This is a genomic window from Lysinibacillus sp. G4S2 (genome assembly GCF_030348505.1).
In the GTDB taxonomy this organism is placed as follows: Bacteria; Bacillota; Bacilli; order Bacillales_A; family Planococcaceae; genus Lysinibacillus.
Genome location: NZ_JAUCFJ010000002.1, coordinates 4,977,070 through 5,000,823 on the forward strand (window position 1 = coordinate 4,977,070; position 23,754 = coordinate 5,000,823).

General features: G+C 40.8%; 19 protein-coding genes, 8 tRNA genes and 3 rRNA genes. 7 read left to right on the forward strand and 23 right to left on the reverse strand.

Annotated features, from left to right (window positions below; translation table 11 throughout):
• Positions 1–134 precede the first annotated feature (134 nt).
• The 5 genes from QUF91_RS25330 (at position 135) to QUF91_RS25350 (ending at position 5,746) form a co-directional block, all read left to right on the forward strand.
• Positions 135–1,841, forward strand: coding sequence for a sigma-54 interaction domain-containing protein (locus QUF91_RS25330; RefSeq protein WP_289419760.1), 1,707 nt, complete (start codon positions 135–137; stop codon positions 1,839–1,841).
• 142 nt (positions 1,842–1,983) lie between these two features.
• Positions 1,984–2,250 (forward strand): (2Fe-2S)-binding protein, encoded by a 267-nt coding sequence (locus tag QUF91_RS25335; protein WP_289419761.1) that lies wholly within the window; start codon positions 1,984–1,986, stop codon positions 2,248–2,250.
• Positions 2,250–2,591: a (2Fe-2S)-binding protein gene (locus tag QUF91_RS25340; protein ID WP_289419762.1), complete on the forward strand. Its 342-nt coding sequence runs from the start codon at positions 2,250–2,252 to the stop codon at positions 2,589–2,591. Before QUF91_RS25335 ends, QUF91_RS25340 begins: the two co-directional genes overlap by 1 nt.
• On the forward strand, positions 2,581–3,798 hold the full coding sequence (locus tag QUF91_RS25345; RefSeq protein ID WP_289419763.1) for an NAD(P)/FAD-dependent oxidoreductase: 1,218 nt from the start codon (positions 2,581–2,583) through the stop codon (positions 3,796–3,798). Before QUF91_RS25340 ends, QUF91_RS25345 begins: the two co-directional genes overlap by 11 nt.
• Positions 3,799–4,291: 493 nt before the next feature.
• The gene (locus QUF91_RS25350; protein WP_289419764.1) at positions 4,292–5,746 is read left to right on the forward strand and encodes an alanine/glycine:cation symporter family protein; all 1,455 of its coding nucleotides are present in this window, start codon (positions 4,292–4,294) and stop codon (positions 5,744–5,746) included.
• A gap of 154 nt (positions 5,747–5,900) precedes the next feature.
• Here the strand turns inward: QUF91_RS25350 and rrf are convergent.
• The 23 genes from rrf to acpS form a co-directional block, all read right to left on the reverse strand.
• Positions 5,901–6,016 (reverse strand): 5S ribosomal RNA (rrf, locus tag QUF91_RS25355).
• Between the two features lie 221 nt (positions 6,017–6,237).
• Positions 6,238–9,165, reverse strand: a 23S ribosomal RNA gene (locus tag QUF91_RS25360).
• Positions 9,166–9,470: 305 nt separating this feature from the next.
• Positions 9,471–11,022 (reverse strand): 16S ribosomal RNA (locus QUF91_RS25365).
• The 16S, 23S and 5S rRNA genes sit together here with 8 tRNA genes alongside, the layout of an rRNA operon.
• Positions 11,023–11,232: 210 nt before the next feature.
• Positions 11,233–11,306 (reverse strand) — tRNA-Gly (locus QUF91_RS25370).
• A gap of 21 nt (positions 11,307–11,327) precedes the next feature.
• Positions 11,328–11,404: transfer RNA gene (locus QUF91_RS25375), tRNA-Arg, on the reverse strand.
• Positions 11,405–11,423: 19 nt separating this feature from the next.
• Positions 11,424–11,509: transfer RNA gene (locus tag QUF91_RS25380), tRNA-Leu, on the reverse strand.
• Positions 11,510–11,574: 65 nt separating this feature from the next.
• Positions 11,575–11,647: transfer RNA gene (locus QUF91_RS25385), tRNA-Lys, on the reverse strand.
• A 14-nt stretch (positions 11,648–11,661) separates the two neighbouring features.
• Positions 11,662–11,736, reverse strand: a tRNA-Gln gene (locus QUF91_RS25390).
• A 5-nt stretch (positions 11,737–11,741) separates the two neighbouring features.
• A tRNA-Asp gene (locus QUF91_RS25395) sits at positions 11,742–11,817 on the reverse strand.
• Positions 11,818–11,852: 35 nt separating this feature from the next.
• Positions 11,853–11,924 (reverse strand) — tRNA-Glu (locus QUF91_RS25400).
• Position 11,925: 1 nt separating this feature from the next.
• Positions 11,926–12,002, reverse strand: a tRNA-Asn gene (locus QUF91_RS25405).
• A 92-nt stretch (positions 12,003–12,094) separates the two neighbouring features.
• Complete coding sequence (locus QUF91_RS25410) at positions 12,095–12,556, reverse strand: SprT family protein (protein WP_285399960.1); 462 nt, start codon at positions 12,554–12,556, stop codon at positions 12,095–12,097.
• A 65-nt stretch (positions 12,557–12,621) separates the two neighbouring features.
• Positions 12,622–14,796 (reverse strand): Tex family protein, encoded by a 2,175-nt coding sequence (locus tag QUF91_RS25415; protein WP_289419765.1) that lies wholly within the window; start codon positions 14,794–14,796, stop codon positions 12,622–12,624.
• Between the two features lie 349 nt (positions 14,797–15,145).
• Positions 15,146–15,931: an RNA polymerase sigma factor SigB gene (gene sigB, locus QUF91_RS25420; protein ID WP_285399962.1), complete on the reverse strand. Its 786-nt coding sequence runs from the start codon at positions 15,929–15,931 to the stop codon at positions 15,146–15,148.
• Positions 15,909–16,379 (reverse strand): anti-sigma B factor RsbW, encoded by a 471-nt coding sequence (rsbW, locus tag QUF91_RS25425; RefSeq protein ID WP_289419766.1) that lies wholly within the window; start codon positions 16,377–16,379, stop codon positions 15,909–15,911. Before rsbW ends, sigB begins: the two co-directional genes overlap by 23 nt.
• A complete protein-coding gene (locus QUF91_RS25430; RefSeq protein ID WP_285399965.1) occupies positions 16,376–16,711 on the reverse strand; it encodes an STAS domain-containing protein in 336 nt (111 codons plus the stop codon). The genes rsbW and QUF91_RS25430 overlap by 4 nt, the downstream gene beginning before the upstream one ends.
• 74 nt (positions 16,712–16,785) lie before the next feature.
• Complete coding sequence (locus tag QUF91_RS25435; RefSeq protein WP_285399966.1) at positions 16,786–17,784, reverse strand: PP2C family protein-serine/threonine phosphatase; 999 nt, start codon at positions 17,782–17,784, stop codon at positions 16,786–16,788.
• A gap of 9 nt (positions 17,785–17,793) precedes the next feature.
• A complete protein-coding gene (locus QUF91_RS25440; protein WP_285399968.1) occupies positions 17,794–18,195 on the reverse strand; it encodes an anti-sigma regulatory factor in 402 nt (133 codons plus the stop codon).
• Positions 18,196–18,601: 406 nt separating this feature from the next.
• Positions 18,602–18,952, reverse strand: a complete 351-nt coding sequence (locus tag QUF91_RS25445) for a type II toxin-antitoxin system PemK/MazF family toxin (protein WP_008177055.1) — start codon at positions 18,950–18,952, stop codon at positions 18,602–18,604.
• Between the two features lie 4 nt (positions 18,953–18,956).
• The gene (locus QUF91_RS25450) at positions 18,957–19,220 is read right to left on the reverse strand and encodes a hypothetical protein (protein WP_083227128.1); all 264 of its coding nucleotides are present in this window, start codon (positions 19,218–19,220) and stop codon (positions 18,957–18,959) included.
• 363 nt (positions 19,221–19,583) lie between these two features.
• A complete protein-coding gene (gene alr / locus QUF91_RS25455) occupies positions 19,584–20,705 on the reverse strand; it encodes an alanine racemase (protein WP_285399974.1) in 1,122 nt (373 codons plus the stop codon).
• A 225-nt stretch (positions 20,706–20,930) separates the two neighbouring features.
• A complete protein-coding gene (locus QUF91_RS25460) occupies positions 20,931–22,094 on the reverse strand; it encodes a LolA family protein (protein WP_289419767.1) in 1,164 nt (387 codons plus the stop codon).
• 157 nt (positions 22,095–22,251) lie between these two features.
• Positions 22,252–22,605, reverse strand: a complete 354-nt coding sequence (gene acpS / locus QUF91_RS25465) for a holo-ACP synthase (RefSeq protein ID WP_289419768.1) — start codon at positions 22,603–22,605, stop codon at positions 22,252–22,254.
• A 64-nt stretch (positions 22,606–22,669) separates the two neighbouring features.
• Here acpS and QUF91_RS25470 point away from each other — a divergent pair, with 64 nt between their 5' ends.
• On the forward strand, positions 22,670–23,290 hold the full coding sequence (locus tag QUF91_RS25470; RefSeq protein ID WP_285399978.1) for a rhomboid family intramembrane serine protease: 621 nt from the start codon (positions 22,670–22,672) through the stop codon (positions 23,288–23,290).
• 289 nt (positions 23,291–23,579) lie between these two features.
• The gene (locus QUF91_RS25475) at positions 23,580–23,723 is read left to right on the forward strand and encodes a hypothetical protein (RefSeq protein WP_289419769.1); all 144 of its coding nucleotides are present in this window, start codon (positions 23,580–23,582) and stop codon (positions 23,721–23,723) included.
• The last annotated feature ends 31 nt before the right edge of the window (positions 23,724–23,754 follow it).

A 23,754-nucleotide genomic window follows, 5' to 3' on the forward strand; every position in this document is an offset into this window, starting at 1 on the left:
TAGCACTTAACATTCTGCAAAAAACGTGCCAATCTATCTATTTGGAATTTGTTTGATAAACTATGTAGTATGTGTCAAAATTATTTATATTATTCGAAAAAATTGGACGAATGATTCATGAAGGGGGCCTTATTTTGCATCCATACCATTTAATTATGAATAAAATGTTAAAACGGAATTTGGCTTTTATCCCAATAGAGAATGTTGTGACTATACTTAACGATGACAAGATACAGTACTTTGTCATTGAAAATGATAAACCTTATGCAGTGAAACGAGGGAAAAGAAAAAGTGATTTTGACTATATAGCCTGTCAAATTGTCCGCATGGATTGCCCAATCAAAACAGCACTTGATTATTTGGAGGAATATGAATTCTTACTTATACGTGATGAAACAAAACAATATATAGGATATTTATCGAAAGATTCCTTGATGTACGATCTCGCATATGAATTAGAGTGTATAAACGCTTATTTAAACACCATCTTAGAAACGATTAATGAATCGTGTACTGTCATTGATCGTCATCAAAACGTGATTTATTGGACTAAAGGAGCGGAAAGTATTTTTTCTGTATCTGGGGAAAATATTATTGGAAAGCCAATCACAGATTTCTTTAAGGAAGATCAACTTGAAATTTTACATACATTGCAGCATGGAAAATCCGTTTATCAACAACAGCATTTTCCGCGTGAAGATCTAGTTGTAATGATTAATTCCAACCCTGTTATGTTAAACGATCAAACGATAGGCGCAGTCGTTGCCGAAACTGATATTACCCATGTAAAAAAATTAAACGAAGAGCTTCATATTACTTCTGAAAAATTATTGAATTTAGAGAAACAGATGAATACGAACGGCTTAGCCTATGACCCATTTACACTTATTCGCGGTAATAGCCCCACTCTGAAAAAGGTGCTCGAAAAAGTAAAAAAGGTCGCAAAAACCGAGGCAAATATTTTAATCTATGGAGAAAGTGGCGTCGGGAAAGAGCTTTTCGCACGTGCAGTCCACGCAATCCGTGAAAAACCAGATGCACCATTTGTAGCTATCAACTGTGGAGCCATTCCAAGTGGCTTATTCGAAAGTGAGATTTTTGGTTATGAAAAAGGAGCCTTTTCTGGAGCACATCAAAAAGGAAAAAAAGGAAAAGTGGAGCTTGCACGAGGAGGTACACTGTTTTTAGATGAAATTGGAGAAATGCCTTTAGATATGCAGGTAAAGATTTTACGATTGCTACAGGAAAAAACATTTTATGCAGTAGGCGGCACAAAAGAAATGGATGTCGATTTTAATTTAGTAGCCGCTACTAACAGGGATCTGAAGCAATTGGTGGAAGAAGGGAAATTCAGAGAAGACTTATATTATCGTTTAAATGTCGTAAATTTCACGGTGCCACCACTACGAGAACGTGCTTCAGATATTTTGGAGATTAGTAACTACTTCTTATATGAAAAATCCATTAAATATAATCGGCCTATTCAAGGAATTCCACCTGAAATTGCACAGATTCTTTTGCAGTATCAATGGCCAGGAAATGTTCGTGAACTAGGTAATGTTATAGAACGCCTCGTTGTTTTTTCTGATGAAGGGGCAATTCATATAGAAGATTTACCTGCAGATATTTTAGCAGCCGTTCCAAAAAGCGAAAAGCTTGACGCACGAAAGGATTTTCCACAAGGAACGGAACTAAGCAATCAACTCGAGCATTATGAACGTGAAATTATTTTAGAGCAACTTGCTTTAGTAAACGGCAATAAAAAAATATGTGCCAAAAATTTAGGCATTACTCGGGCAACATTATACAATCGATTAAAAAAATTAAACATCGATGTCTAATTTTTTAAAATAAGTGTCAATATTTTTATACACTTTTCTTTCAATTTGCATCAAGCCATTAATGTACTTCTAAAAACACTTCATGGCACAGTTTTTGCAGTAACTACTATGTAAATAAAATTCCTTACTTAGGGGTGTAGTTATGCAAAATAAATCTATGATTGTATGTCGTTGTGAAGAAGTTAGCTACGATGAACTCGTACAAGTAGCATCTGAAAATAATTGCTCTGCTCGTGAACTTAAGCTACGAACACGGGCAGGTATGGGCTATTGTGGTGGTCGTACTTGTCGTACAATGGTCGATCAAATCGCACACAAACATCACCCACGACCAGACTGCGAAATTTCATTAAAATATCAGGCACCCATTCGTCCTGTGCGGTTTGCCGACCTAGGGGAGGTTAAATAATGACTGAACGTATTTTGACCCACCCTGTTTTAGGAGTTTTACCTTCAAAGGAAAAAGTGTCTTTCACTTTTGATGACCAAGAATATGAGGGATACAAAGGTGAACCCTTAGCAGCTGCCCTACTTGCAAATGGTATTCGCACCTTACGTGTCCATGAAGAAACAGGTCACCCCCGTGGCATCTACTGTAATATTGGCCACTGCTTTGAATGTCGCGTCAATGTTAACGGCTTAGAAGGAGAACGCGCATGTATAACACCTGTCTCTGAAGGCATGGTTGTGAAAAGTGGTAAAACACTTCCTACGTCGGTCCGTGACTGGAGGAAAAACAATGGAAAATAAAGTGATTATTATTGGTGCTGGTCCTGCTGGGCTATCTGCCGCTATTACATTAGCAGAAAAAAATATAGCTGTTCTTGTCATTGATGAATACTTATATGCAGGAGGACGCTTACTTGGACAATTATATGAAGAAAGCCCAGGGAAATGGTGGAATGGCATTGTAGAATCCGAGCGTTTATTGGAACGTGCAAAAGCTCTCAATGTCGAACTTTTACTACAAACGAGCGTTTCAGATTTAGAAAAAATTGAGCAAGAGTGGATCGTCCATACAAATAAAGGTGTATTTCGTACAAGGCAGCTTCTGTTAGCTACAGGTGCCGCTGAATCTCCATTCCCAATTCCAGGATGGACACTTCCTGGCGTAATGTCTGTAGGAGCTGCACAAGTAATGACAAATGTACATCGTGTAAAGCCTGGCAAACGTGGGGTCATTATTGGCGTTAACGTACTTTCCTCAGCCATCGCAATGGAATTACAAATTGCAGGCGTTCAAGTAGCAGCTATCACATTACCCGCTACTAACTTATTAACAGAGGATAGCGGAAACCCTCTAGAGGTCATGAATTCACTACTACATGTATCTCATATGGCCCCCTCTCCCCTTGTTAAAATCGGCAGTAAGTTTATGAAAAATGAATTTATGAAAAAGTTAGGCATTACCTTCTATCCAAAAAACGGAGTAAAAATGTGGGATATTCCAATTATGTTACGAAAAGCAGTCGTTGAAATTGTTGGCAAAGATCAAGTAGAAGGTGTAATCATTGCAACAGTAAATACTGACGGCTCCATCATTCCCGGCAGTGAAAAACGCATTAAAGCAGATTTCGTTTGTATCGCCGGCGGATTATATCCTTTAGCAGAGCTTGCTTCTTTAGCAGGTTGTCCATTCCATTATATTGAACAATTAGGTGGATTCATCCCGTTACATAATGAGCAAATGGAAACCAACTTAGAGGGACTACATGTTGCAGGTAATATTACAGGTATTGAAGGAGCAAAAGTTGCGTTAGCACAAGGGAAAGTTGCTGCGCTTACAATCGCACATAAATTAGACACTGGCACTACAAAGCAAGAAATTCAACGCGCTATTGAAGATGTCGAGACAACAAGAGCAAACGCACATATTCAATTCCATCCAGAAGTTTTAGCAGGTCGCCAACAATTGAAAAAAATTTGGATAGAGTCATATCCAAAAGTCACCAAATAAAACTGTCAGTATTTTAGACAAAACAAAAAAGTGTATAACATTTAAAAATTAGACTATTACCTTGTGTTACATTTACACGCTGCAAGCATTCGAGTCAGCGTAAACAATACTACAAACTGAAGAAAAAAAATCCTTTTCTCACACTACAGAGAAAAGGATTTTTATTTTTTATAGGGTTATTATACGCCCGTGAAAAGCGCTCCCGAAGTGAAGTGTTCATTCAAGTACATATTTTGCTGAAGAGCCTTTTTTATGGCACAAAAAATGCATTAAGAATTATAAGGGAGGGAAATTTTGAAGGGGGGTATTTTTTAACTATTATCTTTAACTCATAAATGTAAGCTTGTGTAATCTCTAACGACAGCTATGTAGTAAGGCGATATGTGGATTTTTCTTAGTAGGAAATGGAATTATACATTCTTAGGGAAAATGCTCAGAACGCAAGGCATTTATGAAAATGAAAAAAGAATTCGTTGTTCGAGGGGGAAATGATGTGGAAGCAATCGTTAATACGTTAGTCGATTACATTTGGGGAAATGCACTCGTTTATTTAGCATTAGGTGTAGGTTTGTATTTCACTGTTCTGACTAGAGCTGTACAATTTCGTTATATTCCAGAGATGATACGATTGTTGCGTGAACGAAAAGAATCAAATGAAGGGATATCATCTTTCCAAGCTTTTTGTATGGCATTATCTGGACGTGTCGGGGTCGGTAATATCGCAGGGGTCGCTACAGCTATTGCAGCAGGTGGACCAGGCGCAGTTTTTTGGATGTGTGTCATGGCGTTCCTTGGAGGTGCAAGCGCTTTCATTGAATCCACACTAGCACAGGTTTATAAAGAAAAAGCAGATGATCAATATCGTGGTGGATCACCGTTTTATATTGAAAAAGGTCTAAAACTTAAAGGTTTCGCTATTTTTGTTGCACTTGTTATTTGTATTTCTTATGGAATTTTAGTACCCGGTATTCAAGCAAATACAATTGCCACTTCATTTAGTACAGCATTTAATATTCCTCCATATATAACAGGTATAGTGATTGTTGCCCTTTTAGGACTAATCATTTTTGGTGGTGTTAAACGTATTGCTCGTGTTGCCGATAAAATTGTGCCTATCATGGCGCTTGCTTACGTTCTTTTAACACTTATTATTTTAGGTGCTCATGCAAGTGAAATTCCTAATATGATTAAATTAATCTTTACAAGCGCATTTGGTACGCACGAAATATTTGGAGGTATAATTGGTACTGCCATCGCTTGGGGTGTAAGACGCTCAGTATTTTCAAATGTTGCTGGAGCTGGTGAAGCAACATTCAGTTCTGCAGCTGCTGAAGTATCCCATCCGGCTAAACAAGGATTAGTACAAGGTTTCTCGATTTACATTGATACTATTATCGTGTGTACAGCAACTGCTCTAATGATTTTAATTACAGGTATGTATAATGTGACACCTCCAGGAGCAACAACGCCCCTAGTTGAAAACATCCCTGGCGTTGTGGCAGGTACTGCTTATACACAAGCCGCAGTCTCTACTGTGTTTAATGATTTTGGTAGTTGTTTCGTGGCTATAGCCATTTTCCTTTTTGCCTTTACAACTTTAATGGCTTACTACTATATCGCAGAAACGACTATCGTATATTTAGATAAAAAACTGCAATACCCAGTATTAAAATTAGTTTTAAAATTGGTCTTCTTAATTGTAGTTTATATTGGAAGTGTCCAATCTGTTAGTTTGATGTGGGGTCTTGGAGATATTGGATTCGGCAGTATGAGTTATTTGAACTTTATTGCCATTGTCTTATTAACAAAACCAGCTTTGAAAGTTTTGCGTGATTACGACCGGCAAAAGAAAGCCGGGCTCGATCCGATTTTTGATCCGCGAGAAGTAGGTATTGAAAACGCTGATTTCTGGATTGAGTACAGTAACAAACATAAACATAATAAATAGAAAAAGAGCAACTACAACATTTTGAATAGTTTGTAGTTGCTCTTTTTATTGCTTTATCACTAATTCCAGAACAAATGCGCTAATGTGCTCGTTTACATCTGGCAAGTTTCTTTAACGATAAAAAAACAGCCAGCACACGGCTGACTGTCATCTTGCCTAGCGACGTCCTACTCTCACAGGGGGAAGCCCCCAACTACCATCGGCGCTAAAGAGCTTAACTTCCGTGTTCGGTATGGGAACGGGTGTGACCTCTTTGCCATCATCACTAGACTATTGTCGACCTTCAATACACGGCGTATTACTGCGTCAGCTTCTCTCGCTCAATCGGTCACGTACGGAGGTACGCTCCCTCATTCACTCGTTTGCTTCCTTGTACTACTTGTGTCTTGAAGCTCTTTATGGCTTTCAATATACGTCGTATCTTGAAACCCTTTATGAAAGAATTGTTCTTTCAAAACTGGATAAACGGTGCATTGAATGTTTCAAACATTGTGGTTAAGTCCTCGATCGATTAGTATTCGTCAGCTCCATGTGTCACCACACTTCCACCTCGAACCTATCTACCTCATCGTCTTTGAGGGATCTTACTTACTTGCGTAATGGGAAATCTCATCTTGAGGGGGGCTTCATGCTTAGATGCTTTCAGCACTTATCCCGTCCACACATAGCTACCCAGCGATGCCTTTGGCAAGACAACTGGTACACCAGCGGTGTGTCCATCCCGGTCCTCTCGTACTAAGGACAGCTCCTCTCAAATTTCCTACGCCCACGACGGATAGGGACCGAACTGTCTCACGACGTTCTGAACCCAGCTCGCGTACCGCTTTAATGGGCGAACAGCCCAACCCTTGGGACCGACTACAGCCCCAGGATGCGATGAGCCGACATCGAGGTGCCAAACCTCCCCGTCGATGTGGACTCTTGGGGGAGATAAGCCTGTTATCCCCGGGGTAGCTTTTATCCGTTGAGCGATGGCCCTTCCATGCGGAACCACCGGATCACTAAGCCCGTCTTTCGACCCTGCTCGACTTGTAGGTCTCGCAGTCAAGCTCCCTTGTGCCTTTACACTCTACGAATGATTTCCAACCATTCTGAGGGAACCTTTGGGCGCCTCCGTTACCTTTTAGGAGGCGACCGCCCCAGTCAAACTGTCCGCCTGACACTGTCTCCTACCCCGCTAAGGGGCATGGGTTAGAATTTCAATACAACCAGGGTAGTATCCCACCGACGCCTCCTTCGAAGCTGGCGCTCCGAGATCTCTGGCTCCTACCTATCCTGTACAAGTTGTACCAAAATTCAATATCAGGCTACAGTAAAGCTCCACGGGGTCTTTCCGTCCTGTCGCGGGTAACCTGCATCTTCACAGGTACTATAATTTCACCGAGTCTCTCGTTGAGACAGTGCCCAGATCGTTACGCCTTTCGTGCGGGTCGGAACTTACCCGACAAGGAATTTCGCTACCTTAGGACCGTTATAGTTACGGCCGCCGTTTACTGGGGCTTCAATTCGCAGCTTCGCTTGCGCTAACCACTCCTCTTAACCTTCCAGCACCGGGCAGGCGTCAGCCCCTATACGTCACCTTACGGTTTTGCAGAGACCTGTGTTTTTGCTAAACAGTCGCCTGGGCCTATTCACTGCGGCTCTCATGCGCTTGCACGCTCAAGAGCACCCCTTCTCCCGAAGTTACGGGGTCATTTTGCCGAGTTCCTTAACGAGAGTTCTCTCGCACACCTTAGGATTCTCTCCTCGACTACCTGTGTCGGTTTGCGGTACGGGCACCTCTCACCTCGATAGAGGCTTTTCTTGGCAGTGTGAAATCAGGAACTTCGTCCATACGGACTCGCCATCACAGCTCAACGTTACAGTGTGCGGATTTGCCTACACACACGCCTTACTGCTTGGACGCGCACAACCAACGGCGCGCTTACCCTATCCTACTGCGTCCCCCCATTTCTCAAACGGTGAGGAGGTGGTACAGGAATATCAACCTGTTGTCCATCGCCTACGCCTATCGGCCTCGGCTTAGGTCCCGACTAACCCTGAGCGGACGAGCCTTCCTCAGGAAACCTTAGTCATACGGTGGACGGGATTCTCACCCGTCTTTCGCTACTCATACCGGCATTCTCACTTCTAAGCGCTCCACCAGTCCTTCCGATCTGACTTCAACGCACTTAGAACGCTCTCCTACCACTGACATCATAGATGTCAATCCACAGCTTCGGTGAATCGTTTAGCCCCGATACATTTTCGGCGCAGCGTCACTCGACCAGTGAGCTATTACGCACTCTTTAAATGATGGCTGCTTCTAAGCCAACATCCTGGTTGTCTGTGCAACGCCACATCCTTTTCCACTTAACGATTACTTTGGGACCTTAGCTGGTGGTCTGGGCTGTTTCCCTTTTGACTACGGATCTTATCACTCGCAGTCTGACTCCCGTGTATAAATATCTGGCATTCGGAGTTTGTCTGAATTCGGTAAACCGGGATGGCCCCCTAGTCCAAACAGTGCTCTACCTCCAGTATTCTCATCACGAGGCTAGCCCTAAAGCTATTTCGGAGAGAACCAGCTATCTCCAAGTTCGATTGGAATTTCTCCGCTACCCACACCTCATCCCCGCACTTTTCAACGTGCGTGGGTTCGGGCCTCCAGTAAGTGTTACCTCACCTTCACCCTGGACATGGGTAGATCACCTGGTTTCGGGTCTACGACCACGTACTAATTCGCCCTATTCAGACTCGCTTTCGCTGCGGCTCCGCCTTCTAAAGCTTAACCTCGCACGTAATCGTAACTCGCCGGTTCATTCTACAAAAGGCACGCTATCACCCATTAACGGGCTCTAACTACTTGTAGGCACACGGTTTCAGGATCTCTTTCACTCCCCTTCCGGGGTGCTTTTCACCTTTCCCTCACGGTACTGGTTCACTATCGGTCACTAGGTAGTATTTAGCCTTGGGAGATGGTCCTCCCGGATTCCGACGGAATTTCACGTGTTCCGCCGTACTCAGGATCCACTCAGGAGAGAACGAACTTTCGACTACAGGGCTTTTACCTGCTCTGGCGGACCTTTCCAAGTCGCTTCATCTAACTCGCTCTTTTGTAACTCCGTATAGAGTGTCCTACAACCCCAAGAGGCAAGCCTCTTGGTTTGGGCTCTTCCCGTTTCGCTCGCCGCTACTCAGGGAATCGATTTTTCTTTCTCTTCCTCCAGGTACTTAGATGTTTCAGTTCCCTGGGTCTGCCTTCAAGACGCTATGAATTCACGTCAAGATACTACGCGATTAAACGTAGTGGGTTCCCCCATTCGGAAATCTCCGGATCAAAGCTCACTTACAGCTCCCCGAAGCATATCGGTGTTAGTGCCGTCCTTCTTCGGCTCCTAGTGCCAAGGCATTCGCCGTGCGCCCTTAATAACTTAACCTACAGCTTTCAATACACATCGTATTTCGTCGTCAGCTTCACTCGTTCAGTCAGTCACGTACAAAGGTACGCTCCTTCCTTCTCTTGATTGCTTCCTAGAACTACTCGTGTCTTGAAACCTTCTTAAATTACTAAGCCTATAAAAAAACTTAAAAAATAAATGTGTTTGTTACAATTTCAATGTCGTTTTATCCAGTTTTCAAAGAACAAGTTTTGAAGTGTTTCATTCGTAAGAATGAACCTTCAAAACTGAACGCAAAACGTAATCTTACAAACCCTAGGTTTGTATTCCGAAAATATCCTTAGAAAGGAGGTGATCCAGCCGCACCTTCCGATACGGCTACCTTGTTACGACTTCACCCCAATCATCTATCCCACCTTCGGCGGCTGGCTCCAAAAGGTTACCCCACCGACTTCGGGTGTTACAAACTCTCGTGGTGTGACGGGCGGTGTGTACAAGGCCCGGGAACGTATTCACCGCGGCATGCTGATCCGCGATTACTAGCGATTCCGGCTTCATGTAGGCGAGTTGCAGCCTACAATCCGAACTGAGAACGACTTTATCGGATTAGCTCCCTCTCGCGAGTTGGCAACCGTTTGTATCGTCCATTGTAGCACGTGTGTAGCCCAGGTCATAAGGGGCATGATGATTTGACGTCATCCCCACCTTCCTCCGGTTTGTCACCGGCAGTCACCTTAGAGTGCCCAACTAAATGATGGCAACTAAGATCAAGGGTTGCGCTCGTTGCGGGACTTAACCCAACATCTCACGACACGAGCTGACGACAACCATGCACCACCTGTCACCGTTGTCCCCGAAGGGAAAACCATATCTCTACAGTGGTCAACGGGATGTCAAGACCTGGTAAGGTTCTTCGCGTTGCTTCGAATTAAACCACATGCTCCACCGCTTGTGCGGGCCCCCGTCAATTCCTTTGAGTTTCAGTCTTGCGACCGTACTCCCCAGGCGGAGTGCTTAATGCGTTAGCTGCAGCACTAAGGGGCGGAAACCCCCTAACACTTAGCACTCATCGTTTACGGCGTGGACTACCAGGGTATCTAATCCTGTTTGCTCCCCACGCTTTCGCGCCTCAGCGTCAGTTACAGACCAGAAAGTCGCCTTCGCCACTGGTGTTCCTCCAAATCTCTACGCATTTCACCGCTACACTTGGAATTCCACTTTCCTCTTCTGCACTCAAGTCCCCCAGTTTCCAATGACCCTCCACGGTTGAGCCGTGGGCTTTCACATCAGACTTAAAGGACCGCCTGCGCGCGCTTTACGCCCAATAATTCCGGACAACGCTTGCCACCTACGTATTACCGCGGCTGCTGGCACGTAGTTAGCCGTGGCTTTCTAATAAGGTACCGTCAAGGTACAGCCAGTTACTACTGTACTTGTTCTTCCCTTACAACAGAGTTTTACGATCCGAAAACCTTCTTCACTCACGCGGCGTTGCTCCATCAGGCTTTCGCCCATTGTGGAAGATTCCCTACTGCTGCCTCCCGTAGGAGTCTGGGCCGTGTCTCAGTCCCAGTGTGGCCGATCACCCTCTCAGGTCGGCTACGCATCGTCGCCTTGGTGAGCCGTTACCTCACCAACTAGCTAATGCGCCGCGGGCCCATCTTATAGCGACAGCCGAAACCGTCTTTCAGTGTTTCACCATGAGGTAAAACAGATTATTCGGTATTAGCCCCGGTTTCCCGGAGTTATCCCAAACTATAAGGTAGGTTGCCCACGTGTTACTCACCCGTCCGCCGCTAACGTCAAAGGAGCAAGCTCCTTCTCTGTTCGCTCGACTTGCATGTATTAGGCACGCCGCCAGCGTTCGTCCTGAGCCAGGATCAAACTCTCCATAAAAAGAAATTTGATTAGCTCAAATTGTTTTGCTGGCATCATGTTTGATGTCCAAAATTCCGCTTCGTTCACTAACTCAAGGTTAGCTACTAAAAACTTTATTGATTACGTTTTGCTTGTTCAGTTTTCAAGGTTCATATCATCTTGTAATGACGACTTTTATATCATACAACATAAAAAATTGAATGTCAACAAGTTTTTAAAAAGTTTTTTTGGAGCGGGTGATGAGAATCGAACTCACGACATCAGCTTGGAAGGCTGAGGTTTTACCATTAAACTACACCCGCAAGAAATAATATTTATATAAATGGCGCGCCCGACAGGAGTCGAACCCATAACCTTCTGATCCGTAGTCAGACGCTCTATCCAATTGAGCTACGGGCGCATATATTAGTAAATCGACTTGGTGCGGCCGAGAGGACTTGAACCTCCACGGGGTTGCCCCCACTAGGCCCTCAACCTAGCGCGTCTGCCATTCCGCCACGACCGCATTCAAATAGCAGCTTTCTTATTATAATATAATAATCATAAAAGTCAACTTTTTTCTTAAAAAGATGAGCCATGAAGGACTCGAACCTTCGACCCTCTGATTAAAAGTCAGATGCTCTACCAACTGAGCTAATGGCTCAAATTAAGAATGAATGGCTGGGGTACTAGGATTCGAACCTAGGCATGACGGAATCAAAATCCGTTGCCTTACCGCTTGGCTATACCCCAATAAGTGGCGGTCCCGACCGGGATCGAACCGGCGATCTCCTGCGTGACAGGCAGGCATGTTAACCGCTACACCACGGGACCTTTTTTGCATATTTACATAATAAAAATTAATGAAATGACCCCTACGGGATTCGAACCCGTGTTACCGCCGTGAAAGGGCGGTGTCTTAACCACTTGACCAAGGGGCCATGGCTCCGAAGGCAGGACTCGAACCTGCGACAACCTGATTAACAGTCAGGTGCTACTACCAACTGAGCTACTTCGGAATAATTCATATGTTTTTGTCGTCGTTATCTTGTCGACTTTTACTATTATAGGGACATATCATGTAAACGTCAACCCTTTTTATCAAGTTTTTTTATTCAACTAGTTTTAAGCGGCCTAAACACTTACTACAGCAGTATTTCTCCACATTCATTCTAATTTTCCTTACATATATTTGTTGGCATTTTACACATGTATATGTATAGAGACGACGTTGCTTTTTCTGTGTAGTTTTTGGTATCTGCAATGTTGAACAAAAACGAGGTGCACCTACTTTTTTTAATAGCTCTCGAAAATCTTTGTCACGATGTTGATACCCCTTACCTTCTAAATGTAAATGATAATGGCATAATTCGTGTCGAACAATTCCCTCTACTTCACTAATTCCATACAATTCACACGCTTTTGGATTAATTTCTATATTGTGCGATTGTAAAAGATATCGTCCGCCTGTTGAACGTAATCTTGGATTAAAATATGCTTGATGCATAAATGACTTCTGGAAACTTTCTAATGATATTCTACTGACAAGCTTTTGTAGCTCCTCATTGTTCATAGCTAATTCACCTCTAACAACAAGAATACCACACTGCGTAGTATAGACAGTGTGGTATGAATTTATTACATTTCCATTGTTTGATTTTTAGGAGGAAGCATTGTTAATGCAATGCGCCCTTTATTGACATCTATTTGTTCTACCCAAACGGTCACAATGTCACCGAGAGCAACAACTTCTAATGGATGTTTAATCCGTTTTTTTTGTAATTTAGAAATATGCACAAGCCCGTCCTGCTTCACTCCAATATCTACAAATGCTCCGAAATCGACTACGTTTCTCACTGTACCTTGCAATTCCATCCCAACTAGTAAGTCTTCCATTTTTAAGACATCTGTTTTCAACAGCGGCTGAGGAAATGCATCTCGTGGATCACGACTTGGTTTCATCAATGTATCCACAATATCCTGGATTGTGACAACTCCAATATCTAAAATCCCACTTAAATTTTGTATATCTAGTGATGCAATAGCTTCCTCTGCCTTCTGCGTCCCAATCTCTTTTTTATCAATTTGCGCCACCTCTAAAATCTGCTCTGCTACACTATAGCTTTCAGGGTGAATACCAGTCGCGTCGAATGCATTTTTTGCTTCTGGAACACGTAAGAACCCAATTGCTTGTTCATACGTTTTGGCACCAAGTCGCGGAATTTTCTTTAGTTGAGCACGCGTTGTAAACTGTCCATTTTCTTCTCGCACCTTCACGATATTCTCCGCAACCATTTTCGATAATCCAGAAACGTGTTGTAATAGCGAAGCTGAAGCTGTATTAACATCTACGCCAACTTGGTTAACAGCAGTCTCTACTATAAATGTTAAGGATTCCGTCAATTTCTTTTGAGAGACATCATGCTGATACTGACCTACTCCAACTGCTTTTGGCTCAATTTTCACTAACTCCGACAACGGATCCTGCAAGCGACGTGCAATAGAAACGGCACTACGTTGCTCTACTTGTAAATCTGGAAACTCTGCACGGGCAACCTCAGAGGCTGAATAAACAGATGCCCCCGCTTCATTGACAATAACGTAGGATACATTAGTTTCAAGCTCATTCAAAACATCTGCAATAAATTGTTCTGTTTCACGCGAGGCTGTACCATTACCAATTGCAATTATAGTAATTGGATATTTCGCTAAAATCCCTTTCACAATTGCTTTAGATTTTGCTACATCTGGTTTAGGAGGGTGTGGATAAATGGCTGTAACCTCTAACATTTTCCCTGTTTCATCTACAACAGCTAACTTACAGCCTGTACGGTAAGCTGGATCAACACCCAGTACATATTTCCCTTTCATTGGAGGCTGTAGTAAAAGATTGCGTAAATTCTCAGAGAAAATGTGTATAGCCTGTGCCTCTGCCTTTTCCGTAAGTTCATTTCGTAACTCTCTTTCAATAGAAGGCTGAATTAGACGCTTGTACGAATCCTCTATTGCTAGCTTCACTTCAGCAATGGCTGGTGAAGAACCTGTAGCAGGAATCCATTCCTTCCACATAATCATCAATACTCGATCTACTGGAACATGAATGGCAACCTTTAAGATTTCTTCTTTCTCACCACGATTTACAGCTAAAATACGGTGTGGGACGATACGATTTACAGGCTCTTCATATTCGTAATACATTTCGAAAACGTTTTTTTCGTCTCCCGCTGAGTTTTTTACACCTGTTACGAGTACTCCATCTTTCCATGAATACGTACGAATTTTTTCGCGAATTGCTGCGTCATCGGCAAAGCGCTCTGCTAAAATATCTCGCGCCCCAGCTAATGCTTCCTCGACATTGGCAACTTTATCTTCATCTACGAAAGCCACTGCTAATTGTTCTAAAGCATCACTACGATACTCTAATAGAAGATCTGCAAGTGGTTCTAACCCTTTTTCTTTCGCTATTGTCGCCTTTGTTCGGCGTTTTTGTTTATAAGGTCGATATAAATCCTCTACGCGCTGTAAAACAGTTGCTGTTTTAATAGCTTGTTCTAATTCAGGTGTTAGTTTATTTTGTTCTTGAATTAATCGTATAACCTCTTCTTTGCGTTGCTCAAGTTGCTGTATGTAGTGATAGCGATCCTCTACAGCTTTAATCTGTACCTCATCAAGGGACCCAGTAGCTTCTTTTCGATAACGTGCAATGAATGGCACGGTATTTCCTTCTTCTAATAATTTAATTACAGCCTCAGCTTGACCCGGCTTAACAGCTACATCCTTTGCAATGAGCTGTAACATTTGCTTTTGTTCCATATCATCACTACCTTTTTTCTTTTCATTTTACCATTACACTTTACTAAAAATGCAAAAAAATAGTCTACTCTGAAAGTAGAGTAAACCATTTTAATAAAGTGAAACTTTAATCGGCGGGGGTTTCTTCATCTCCACCGATTATTAGTCTTCACCAATCAGGCTTTTACGGGCAGTTCATCTCCCACATAATTTCTTCACTTTTCGCCATATCTTTGAGATGGGAGTCTTGTACCTGACGCTTCACTTTCGATACAGATAAATCACTACCTGTTAATGCAGTATAAAAATAAGAGGCATTTGCTACTTTTGGATATTTAATTTAACAGCACGCAACACACCACTCAAAAATTTAGAGCGAAACACCATCACTTGTTAGGATAGCTTCTTGCAATTTCTTTATTGCCTTCCTTTGTACTCTAGATACATGCATTTGAGAAATTCCTAATCGTTCTCCAACTTCTTTTTGAGTGAGTTGCTCTAAATATGTAAGTTGAATTATTTGTTGTTCTCGCTCACTTAAAACACTTATCGCATCAGAAACCACCATTCTTTTATTGGTCATTTCATAGCCGCTATCTTCTTTACCCGTAATATCAAATAACGTTACAGGACTACCGTCGGAATTCGACTCTATTGAACGATCCATAGAAAGAGCATGGTAACTACGGCTCATCTCCATAGCCTCTAATACTTCTTCCTCTTCCACCTCTAGTCGATCCGCGATTTCCATGATTGATGGAGAACGCTGCAACTCAATTGTCAATGCTTCCACTGTTGTTTTAATTCGCGGTCCTAACTCTTTTATCCGTCTTGGTACGTGAACATCCCAAGTTTTATCACGTAAAAAGCGCTTGATTTCTCCAATAATCGTTGGCACAGCAAATGCCTCAAAGCTTCGACCAACATGAAGATCAAAACGTCTTATTGCACCTAGCAACCCCAGCATACCTACTTGAACAATATCATCATCATAATATTTACCATTCGAATATTTGCGAGCGATAGACTCAACTAAATATTGATAATGAATCACTAAATTTGTTTGCGCTTCATCATCCTCTGTTGACTGGTACAATGCAATCCATCTCAAAACATCTTCCCTAGACGCAGATTTATGTAATGATTCTTTCGACATTTTTTTCCACCTGCTCTCTAGCGACATACTTTGTCATGAAAACAGTTACGCCACCATCGTTATTTATCATCACCTCATCCATCAAAGTTTCCATTAAATAAAGTCCTAAACCCCCTTCGCGTAGCCCTGCAATATTCTCTTCAGGGTGATACGGACCAATCTTCGTCTTTATCTCCTCAAAATTAAAACTATTGCCGTAATCCGCAATCATCATTTCTAGTTTATTTTCATACAAAGCGCAACCGATGACGATTTCTCCTTCTTCATCATCCTTATAGGCATGATGTACAACATTTGTTACCGCTTCACTTGCTGCGATTTTTAAGTCCTCAATATCATCATAATTAAATCCAATACGACTAGCTAAACCAGAAACCGTTAACCGAATCACACTGACAAATTGCGGTTTTGCAGGAACCCTTATCTCAATATAATCAAATTCCTTCATTTTCGTAATTCCACCTTTTTATCAGTTTCAATATCCATTAAGTCGCTTAAACCAGTAATTTCAAATAATCTTTGTAGTCTACTCGATAAACCAACAAGTTTAACCTTACCATTTTCACGTGATGCTCTTTTATAAAAGGCGACAAAAATCCCTAGACCTGTACTATCCATATAATTAACTTTTGATAAATTAAGCTCTATTTCTAAACCTTCCGTAATCTTCACTGCCTCCAATTCCTCTCTTAGGCTTGAAGCAGTAAAAGTATCTATTTCGCCCTCAACAAATCCGTATAATTTATTATCAAGTTCTTTAAAATGTATCGTCATATCCATTACAACACACCTCCACCATATTTGTGAGACTGTACTTCTTTTCCCGTCATTGCAAAAAATTAAACCTTAAATATCTATTTTTTTAAAATGACTACCGTAAAATCATCTGATAGTTTAAAATCCTGTATTTTTTCAATTTGCTTATAAAGAAGATTACATAAGTGCTGAGCTGATACATGTTTATTCTCCACTATCAATGACGTAATAACCTCCCGTGAATTCAAATCATCCCTCGCTCTGAACTCAGTAACACCATCTGTCATCATTACTACGATGTCGTTATCTTCTAAAAGAATTTCATTATACGAATATTTTGAGTCAGACAACACACCTAGTAATAGTCCTTTCGCCTCCAAAGAGAAAAATTCACCGTGTTTAGCGCTATAATGCAATGCTGGCTCATGACCTGCAGAAGCATATGAAAAAATACTGTTTTGTATATCCAAGCACCCGTAAAACATGGAAACAAACATACTGTCGTCTACACCTTTTTCAATTACTCGATTGATGACTTCTAATACATATGAAGGATCTTTATAAGCGTATTCTAACGTTTCAAGACCATACTTTACCATAGACATACACAATGCAGCCGGAACCCCTTTACCAACAACATCTGTCACAGCTACACTTAAATAATCCTCTCGATTATACAAAAAATGCACATAGTCTCCATTCATCTTACGAATTGGAATCGATATCATTCCTATATCAATACTTGATAGTTGTGGTACGACTGTTTTAAGTAATGTTTTTTGAATGTTTGTAGCAATTTTCATTTCCATTTCATACTCTGCTTGTATTTGTAGCAGGCTTTGATGCTCTCTATGCGCCATTCCGTAATGAACCATTACTTCGATAAGAAAATCATATGCGGGCTGATCTTCAACCATTCTATCCGGAAAAATCTTTCCAACTGCGTTTTTATGAATATTTACAACATCCTCAGGCGAAATATTCTTTTGGATTAATTGACGAGTGAAATTTTGAGCAATGTACAAATTCTTTTCGGTTTGATCGGACATGTAATCCGACAAAATCTTCTCATATTGAGATTCTAATTGTTTCAACATTTTCACATCCTAACGCAACCGTTTTTCAGCTCTTATCGTCGTACCTTCTCCGACAACCGATTGAATAATCATACTGTCCATCAATCGATTAACACCTGGTAAGCCCGCGCCGAGCCCTCCTGAAGTGGAATAGCCATCCTCCATTACTTTCCGAACATCTTTTATTCCTGCGCCTTGATCAGTTGCGATAACAACTATTTTCTTCTCAATATCCGTTTCAACTCTTTCAACTTCAATGACACCTACACTTGCATATAAATATATATTTCGAGCTAACTCACTAATAGCTGTAGTGATTCGAGCCTGATCAACAGTGCCAAATCCAAGTGCCTTTGCTTCGTCACGCCCCAGTTGTCTTGCTGCAACTATATCCCACTCAGTAATAATTTCAACCGAAGACCTAAATGTCACTGGTGTTCCCCCAATTCCTTTCGGAGTTTTACTCTTACACTTTTATTCGACCTGCTTGACTATTTTTTACACCTTATTTCAAGCTCTTTACAAAAAATGTACTTGACTGCACATTTCACTGCCTTCCGCGGGTGTAGCATCTCTCGCTCCAAGTACTCTTTTCTCAACTTACTTTTTATCAAGAACAGATTTTGTATTGATCATAAAATTCTATGTATTTTTTCTTAACCCTCTTGAAAATTTTTTCAAAAATCTATTCTAACTATAAATCTTTGCTTTATCTTAAATCTATTAATACCATTTTTGAATAGTAAATTCAATTTATGGTAAAGAACTATTTAAACAAACAATACAAAAAAGCATCGAGATGAAAAATCACCCCGATGCCTCTATACACATATGTATATCAAAATTTAACAAGCCCTAAACTAATCATCAATGCACCGTCAACTTTCTCCATCACAGCATGATCAAGTTGTGTAATACGATCTGTCAATCTTGATTTATCAATCGTCCGCACTTGCTCAAGCAGAATAACCGAGTCACGTTCAAAACCATACTTTTCAGCATTGATTTCAACGTGCGTCGGTAACTTTGCTTTTTGAATCTGTGCAGTAATAGCTGCGATGATGACAGTCGGACTAAATCGATTGCCAATATCATTTTGAATAATCAGCACCGGTCTAGTGCCCCCTTGTTCGGACCCAACTACCGGCGATAAATCTGCAAAAAAAACGTCACCACGTTTTACATTCAAAGTGTCATCCCCCGCTAACGAGACGCTCCACCGTATGTTGTGCTTCATATTCTGCATGCAAGCATTCACTTGCAATTTTCAGATTAATATGAGACATTTCAACATATCCTTTCATCATAGCTTCCCGTATTTGATTTGGTTGCTCCTGCATTAAAACTTTGCGCGACAAAATACGCGCCAAAGATTCACTTTCAATTACTTCCTTTGTTTGTAGAAATAGTCTGTCTTGAACAGCAATTGTAGCTTCTCTTAACCTTTTCTCGTACACAGCAAGCACCTCCAACGGAACCATCCACTTTTCATTACTTCCCATTCTACCATTGAAAGATATTGTTGAAAAGACACGAAATGACACAATATCTGACAACTTAAAGTCCAAGTTGTAAAAATATGTTGGTTGTCGAAGGTATATGCCGATACATTCATCTTGCAATAATTCACAAATTGTGAATTGCTCAGCTTCTTAGTAAATTAACATTTTCTCCAGTTATAGTTCATTCACCAAGTTTTTTAGTTAGCTTTTGTCTAGTATTCATTTGTCCAAAGTAAAACGTTGACACTACTTAAGACCACCTATACAAAATTCTTTTCCTCTATGAAGAAGAAAAATTCTTCTAAGGTGAGACTAAAGTCAAATGTATAATCTAGGAACTCTTGCTGTAATAATGCATGGTACTTCATAATTAATGGTTTCAAGCTTCGCTGCCCATTCATTCATTGCAATAACATCCTGTCCTTGACGACCAATGAGTGTTACTTTCTCACCTATAGCATATGCTTTTGGCAAGGCAACCATACATTGGTCCATACAAATTCGTCCAACAATCGGCATTCTTTGTCCATCAATCAATACTTCTTGTCCACCTAATTTGCGAATTACTCCATCAGCATAGCCTATCGGTATTGTTCCTATCCACATATCAGAAGGGGCTACAAATGTAGCTCCATAGCCAACTGAATCACCTGTTTGTAATTGTTTCACATGTACTAGCTCACTTTCGAGTGAAAACGCTGGCTGTAACGGAAATGGTAAAATACCTTCTACATAAGGAGATGGTGATAATCCATACATTGAAATACCATATCTGACAGCGTCAAATTGTAGATGCGCATTTTTCACTAAGGATGTAGCCGTGTTTGATGCATGAACAAGTCTAGGCTTTTCAGGCAATACAGTTACACATCTCTCAAAAAAATGTACCTGGCTATCGAAGTATGATGTATCCTCTTCATCTGCAGTCGCAAAATGTGTAAATATCCCGTCAACTTCCATATTCACGGTATTCTGTATTGTTTGATAAAGATTCAATAATTCTTGCTCGGAACGAACGCCAATTCTGCCCATTCCACTATCTACTTTTATATGTAGTCTTAATGGATTTTCTTCATTAGCTATGAACGGAGCAGCTTGTTGTACCCATTCGTTTGCAAATACCGTAAGAATTATGCGCTGTTGGGCAGCATACGGTACAAACGAAACGGGTGAAGCACCCAATAGTAGTATGTCTGGTTCTTCAAAATGTGCTCGAATATGTAATGCTTCGTCGGGTGTTGCCACAGCGAGCATTGTTGCGCCTGCCTCAAGTGCTGCTTTTGCAACGGCTACATCTCCATGGCCATATGCATTTGCCTTTACTACAGCAATAATTTGAACATTAGGTCGAAGTAGCTTTTTCAAATTTTTTACGTTTTGTTGGATTGCTTGTAAGTCTACAATTGCTTTGCTTGGTCTAAAATGCTGCTGTATCTTCATTAGAATACCCTCTTTATTTTTTATTAAAACATTATGTATTGCTTAAATTGCCTTTTCTCTACGACTGCACACCAAGTTGTTCTATTTTAGACTATTTTTCTACATAACCTCCATCATATAATATATGACTTAACACTTTCTAAACAGTGTTAATATTCATCAAAACTGTACTATTTTGCTTAATAAGCTACAGCTTTCTTCATGTAGAAAGCTGTAGCTAAAACATTACTTCATACCGCTTTTCGTCATAGAGGCTGCAACTTCCACCATCTCTTCACGAGTCAATTTACTTGACGCTACAAAGAATGCGACGCCATCCTTTTCCCAGCTGATAGATGTATCTGTAATAGCCCCAATCGTAAAGCCTAAATCTACCGGATCACCAGGAGTTGATACTGGTAGCATAGCAGTTCCTTTTGTAACTGGTTGTTGCATTACCGTAAATGCCTTATCACCTTCGAATGTTAAGATGACACGTTCCATTCCACCATCTTGAATAACTTTCTCATCCACCATTTTCGTATTCGCCCAATTGACAACAGGGTAGTGTGTTTGGAACTCTTTATATTCGACTTCTGCACCTACTGCTTCTTTTCCTTCTTTTTCATCTTTGCCGTCTTTGTTGTCAGTGCTCTCTTTGTTTTCTTTGTTTTCTTTGTTCTCTTTGCTGTCTTTGTTGTCAGTGCTCTCTTTGTTCTCTTTGCTGTCTTTTCCATCTTTCGCTGGTGGTGCAGCTTGTTCACCTTTTGTTCCATCTGTTTCCGTAAATTGTTCAACCGCATATTCTTTAGCTGCGTGTTGGACACCTAATTTAATATTTTTAAATGTGATACGGATTTGCTCTTCTTTTACATCATTCATAATTACTACGGAAGTTGGTAGCATTGTTTTCTTATCAACTGTTATAACTTGATGAGGCATACTATTTTTATAGCTATTTCTAGTAGCCGCTTCAAATATATATGCTTTGTCCTCTTCTTTCATGACTAAATTTTTATCTTCTGCTAAATCTTCTGCTAGTGCGCCTATTAAATAAGCCTGACTATTTTTCTTTGGCCAATCACTTTGGAACTTATACATTTTGTTTAAAGTAGGTGTGACTACAAAAACTCCATCTGCGTTTCGCACTATCATTTGTGAAACATCTTTCCCACTTTCTACTACTTCTACTCGATAAAAATCAGGTTTCGTATGCCAAACTGTTACATCATATTTTCTCGGCTCCCCACCAGATTTAATCTCCATCGTAGCGTTCAACTCATAACCATTTGTCTCTGCCCATTTCCCATTAACTTTCTTCAACACTTTTTCCTGTGAGGCTGCACCACATGCCGACAGAAGTAATATCGTACAAAGTAAGACGAGCCATTTAACTATACGGTTGCCCACGCTTTCACCCTTTCTTCTTTCAAATCCACTACGACAATATATGAACCGTATTTGTCAGTTATGTCATTTGAAGAAAAGGCAATATATTTTATCTTCACTAAATAAATTTTGAAGAAAATATAGTGTCAACCTACATATGGATCTGAGTTGCCACTGCTTACATTTGCAATATTACTTGTGCCGCTGCATATTGCTTGGAATGTGTAATACTTACAAATCCATTTACAAGTTCTCCTTTAAAATATAAAACTGGGTTACCAGCTTCTCCTCTTAATATTTCAATATCATGAAGCTTACATTCTTCACCAATCCCTGTTCCTAATGCCTTTGAAAATGCTTCTTTTGCAGCAAATCGTCCAGCCAAAAATTCTATTCTACGAGTTTCTGAATGTGCATCAAACAAAGCTTTTTCCTTTTCAGATAAAATGCGATCTTTAAATTTATTTGTTCTCCCCATTGCTTTAACAATGCGGTCAATTTCTACAATGTCGAGACCAATTCCTTTAATCATTTGAACTTCTCCTTTTCCTATTTCTATAAAGCCATGTATAATAATTGTAAATTGAGGTGGAGTCATGTTTAGTAGAACAGAAAATTTTAAGCAATATACGAAGTATTACCCTGTTGTTTCAACATTAATAGCGATTAATTTAGTTCTTTATGTAATAACTATCTTACCTGGCATAGGAACACTCGTAATGAATTACGGAATCCAGGTGAACTTCCTTATCGAAAACGGTGAATGGTGGCGTATTTTTTCTGCAATGTTTTTACATGCTAACTTTTCGCACGCGTTCTTTAATATGTTTTCACTGTTTTTATTTGGACCAGAGCTTGAAAAAATCGCTGGTAAGGCTCGCTTTATGACGATTTATTTATTATCTGGGATTGTAGGAAACATGGCAACCTATCTACTTCAGGAAAGTAGTTATGGAAGTCTCGGCGCAAGCGGAGCCATATTCGGAATATTCGGTGCATTTGGGGCACTTGTATATTATACACGCCGCACAATGCCTATGCTTCGTAAACTTATTTTACCAATCATTGTTATCAGTGTTATTATGACTTTTTTACAACCAGATGTGAATGTCTATGCTCACTTAGGTGGTTTAGTAACAGGATTCCTTCTTGGACTCATTTACTTACACCCAAAAAGAATTTTAAGCTGGCGCAAACAAAAGATGGCAGGTAAATAACAATCTTGAAGAGGAGTTGTCTTACGGTGATAGCACTGGGGACTACTCCTCTTATTCTTTCTTCAAAAGCGTCATACTCATCTTCTTCCATTCATCTGCTAGAGGCTTTAACTTATTTGCTGAAATAAGTTAAATCATAGAACAACAGTATCCTCTTTCACTCTCTTTTTGTCCATTCAGCTACCGTTAGCCGATAGACAACTTGATTCACATAGTGGTCATAAAACCACTCTACATCCCTTAAACGCCCTTCTTCATTCAATCCAAACACTTTTGAAATTGTACGCGAGTGCAGCGGCTCATCGGACGCCCCCTAGAAGCTTTGCTCTGTGCGAAAGCGAAGCGGCAGCGGCAAATGTTTTATCTGTGCGAAAGCGTAGCGTCAGCAACAACGCGTACAGTCGGAACGGAAATCAACCTCATTTTATGGTGATAATCCTGTTTTATGGCTCATCACCATAGTT

Excerpts from the sequence above, each read along its gene's own strand:
- QUF91_RS25335 (WP_289419761.1), top strand. The coding sequence starts at position 1,984 with ATGCAAAATAAATCTATGATTGTATGTCGTTGTGAAGAAGTTAGCTAC.
- QUF91_RS25340 (WP_289419762.1), top strand. The coding sequence starts at position 2,250 with ATGACTGAACGTATTTTGACCCACCCTGTTTTAGGAGTTTTACCTTCA.
- QUF91_RS25345 (WP_289419763.1), top strand. The coding sequence starts at position 2,581 with ATGGAAAATAAAGTGATTATTATTGGTGCTGGTCCTGCTGGGCTATCT.
- QUF91_RS25410 (WP_285399960.1), bottom strand. The coding sequence starts at position 12,556 with ATGAACAATGAGGAGCTACAAAAGCTTGTCAGTAGAATATCATTAGAA.
- QUF91_RS25415 (WP_289419765.1), bottom strand. The coding sequence starts at position 14,796 with ATGGAACAAAAGCAAATGTTACAGCTCATTGCAAAGGATGTAGCTGTT.
- sigB (WP_285399962.1), bottom strand. The coding sequence starts at position 15,931 with ATGTCGAAAGAATCATTACATAAATCTGCGTCTAGGGAAGATGTTTTG.
- rsbW (WP_289419766.1), bottom strand. The coding sequence starts at position 16,379 with ATGAAGGAATTTGATTATATTGAGATAAGGGTTCCTGCAAAACCGCAA.
- QUF91_RS25430 (WP_285399965.1), bottom strand. The coding sequence starts at position 16,711 with ATGGATATGACGATACATTTTAAAGAACTTGATAATAAATTATACGGA.
- QUF91_RS25435 (WP_285399966.1), bottom strand. The coding sequence starts at position 17,784 with ATGTTGAAACAATTAGAATCTCAATATGAGAAGATTTTGTCGGATTAC.
- alr (WP_285399974.1), bottom strand. The coding sequence starts at position 20,705 with ATGAAGATACAGCAGCATTTTAGACCAAGCAAAGCAATTGTAGACTTA.
- acpS (WP_289419768.1), bottom strand. The coding sequence starts at position 22,605 with ATGATTAAAGGAATTGGTCTCGACATTGTAGAAATTGACCGCATTGTT.
- QUF91_RS25470 (WP_285399978.1), top strand. The coding sequence starts at position 22,670 with ATGTTTAGTAGAACAGAAAATTTTAAGCAATATACGAAGTATTACCCT.